The 2,472-nt window shown below is 67.6% G+C and carries 4 protein-coding genes and 1 pseudogene; 4 read left to right on the top strand and 1 reads right to left on the bottom strand.

The features are described from left to right. The 4 genes and pseudogenes from ACWGKS_RS29795 to ACWGKS_RS29780 form a co-directional block, all read left to right on the top strand. The coding region (locus tag ACWGKS_RS29795; RefSeq protein ID WP_452525053.1) for a hypothetical protein at positions 1-418 on the top strand (418 nt) is incomplete at its 5' end. A 12-nt stretch (positions 419-430) separates the two neighbouring features. Beyond that, positions 431-1,024, top strand: coding sequence for a hypothetical protein (locus ACWGKS_RS29790; RefSeq protein WP_452525052.1), 594 nt, complete (start codon positions 431-433; stop codon positions 1,022-1,024). A 175-nt stretch (positions 1,025-1,199) separates the two neighbouring features. Further along, positions 1,200-1,487 (top strand): annotated as a pseudogene (locus ACWGKS_RS29785) (transposase); the annotation flags it as partial. A 221-nt stretch (positions 1,488-1,708) separates the two neighbouring features. Then, complete coding sequence (locus ACWGKS_RS29780; protein WP_452525050.1) at positions 1,709-2,122, top strand: IS110 family transposase; 414 nt, start codon at positions 1,709-1,711, stop codon at positions 2,120-2,122. 7 nt (positions 2,123-2,129) lie between these two features. Here the strand turns inward: ACWGKS_RS29780 and ACWGKS_RS29775 are convergent. Next, on the bottom strand, positions 2,130-2,472 hold a 343-nt coding region (locus ACWGKS_RS29775), incomplete at its 5' end, for a hypothetical protein (RefSeq protein WP_452525048.1).

The following is a 2,472-nucleotide window of genomic DNA, read 5'->3' as shown; positions in this document are numbered from 1 at the left end:
CGCGAACACCGAGCTTCCAAGGGTCGCGGTGGACTGGTCCGTCCTCGGCGGGCCCTCCGAGGAACCCGGGGGAGAGGTCGACTGGTCCACGTCCACGCGGAATACGGCGAGTTCGGACCTCACATTGGAATTCGATACCGAGCAGATTCCCACGCGAGTGGTGGTCTACTCGTACACCGAGGTGGGAGAGGACGGAATCCCCGATGAGGGGTCCGGGACGGAAACGCTGTGTTCGTTCCGGGAGGACGGTGTGGACGGATGCCATTACCACGGTGACGGGTCGGGGGACGCTCAGGTCATGATCGATTCTCCGCGCCCCGAGGGCTACCTGGTCGTACACGCGGCGTGGCCGACGGAGACGACGGGCGGAGCCATGGACGTCGCGTCCGCCTCATGGCTGTTGCGCCCGGATGCGTGAGAGGAGAACGAGATGCTGGTGGACGTGGGGTCATGGCTCACCCTGGTGAGCCGGAGCGGTTCCTTCGACGCTCGCGCGGTGGTCGTGCGGGGTGGACCTGATACGCGCGGTGGGGGAGACGCGAGCAGGTCCGAACACCGGTTGGGCGTGGACGACCCGCTGCGTTGGGAGTACACGGTTTCCACGGAGGGCCGTGTGGCGCGCTGGTCCTGTGACGGTGACGAACTCCTGCACGTCACCGACGAGAGGACGTTTCGCAGTCCGGTGCCCGACGGGTCCGATCCGGACGAGCCCAGGTACTTCTGCTCGTGGCCGGCGGTCGTTGACACGTGGCTGGTGGAGATGGTACGTCCGGTGGACCTCCTCGCCAGGGTCCTCGTCGACGCCGTGGAGGAGGACGAGCGCGAACACGGGTCGATGCGCGTCGTGGCCCGTCCCCTGGGTAACGAACCCTCCCCGTACAGCGGTTTCTCGGTACCCGACGGGCGGTCATTGCACCTGCGGCTCGATGTCGGTCTCGGTTGCCTGACCGAGGTGGCGGTGACGTCCTCCTCCGGCGGAGGGTCCTGGATCCACACACTCGCTCTGACCAACCGGACGGTGTAGCGCGAGGAAATGTCCTCTCGGTCCGGCCCTTCCCGCTCCCGCTCATTTCGGAGATCGGTCAGGGTTGGCCCAGGAGTCCTGTTCCCGCACCTGTGAACCCGGGTCCGGGGCGCAGGGTAGGCCTGTTTCGTGCCGGGTTCGATGGAGGCTCTCGATCCTGGGAAGGCCGCCTGACATGGCAGCACCGAGGAAGCACCCCGATGAGCTGCGCGAACACGCCACCCGTATGGCCGTGGAAGCCCGCCAGAACCCGGCCGCACGAGACGGAGCAATCGCCCGCACCGCGGACCGGCTCGGCATCAACCGCGAGACCCTGCGCAACTGGGTGGTCCAGGCCGAGGTCGATGCCGGAGACCGGCCCGGCACCACCACCGACCAGGCCCAACGCTTGGCCGAGCTGGAGCGCGAAGTGCACGAGTTGCGCAGGGCCAACGCGATCCTCAAGTCCGCGTCGGCTTTTTTCGCGTCAGTACCACAATGAAGACAGACCCGGCGGGGTTGGCCCGTTTTTTCGCTGCCCCGCACTGTGGTGGCCTGTCCGCGATGTGCCGCCCCGCCGGGCCCTGCTTCGGGGTTCGCGGGTGTGGCCTGATAGGAGCCTGCCCGCTCAACCTGCCCGACTGAGGCGTGCCCGCCTGCGAGTCCCGTCGCTTTAGCCAGGAATCGATAGGTGGGAGGCTCACGATGACGGTGGTCGGGATCGACGCGCACAAGGATTGGCACACGCTCGTCGCGGTCGACGACGTCGGCAAGAGGCTGGCAGAGCTGACCGTCCCCGCCCGAGCCAGGGGGCACCAGAAGATCCTCACCTGGCTTACCCAGTTCGCCGACGTCCAGGTCGCGGTCGAGGACTGCCGGCACCTGACACGCCGCCTCGAAGCGGACCTGTTGGACGCCGGGCACAAGGTCGTGCGGGTCCACACCGAGCTGAACCGCCGAGGCCACCGGGTGGCCCGCTGCACGGTCCAACGCCTAATGAAACGGTCCGGGCCGCGTGGGATCGCCCGTGTCGGGTCGGAGGGCCTTCGGCCGCACGGTGCGCAGCATGGCCCCGTGGAGGGCCCGTCCCGAAGGGGTCCGGCCCCGGAAGGTCAGTGAGTTCCCCTCACTGATAGGCGACCAGGGTGTTCGCGCCCCAGCGCTCTCCTCCACTCAATACCACCGCGCCGGGAATACTCACCAAGGACCCTGTGAACTCGTCGAAGTCCGTTCCTTGCGGGGCGGGCAGGCCAGCCTCGAAGAGCTTGGTCTCCTCTTCCTCCCAGGGCGTGAACCCGACGGTGACCAGGGGCGAGTCAGTACCGTCCTCCACGAGTTCGGCGACGGCCACACCGTCTCGCAGAGGGAGGGCGTGCCGGCTCCGGGCAGGGTTCTCAGGCTCTGAAGAAGCTTCGGTTGAGCTGAGCTTCTCCAGACCGGCATCGCGCAGTTCGTAACGGCTTCCTCCC

The organism is Nocardiopsis sp. NPDC055879 (genome assembly GCF_053615935.1).
The sequence above is the reverse complement of the archived record's forward strand: the minus strand, read 5'-3'. Positions and strand labels throughout refer to the sequence as shown.

Excerpts from the sequence above, each read along its gene's own strand:
- ACWGKS_RS29790 (WP_452525052.1), top strand. The coding sequence starts at position 431 with ATGCTGGTGGACGTGGGGTCATGGCTCACCCTGGTGAGCCGGAGCGGT.
- ACWGKS_RS29780 (WP_452525050.1), top strand. The coding sequence starts at position 1,709 with ATGACGGTGGTCGGGATCGACGCGCACAAGGATTGGCACACGCTCGTC.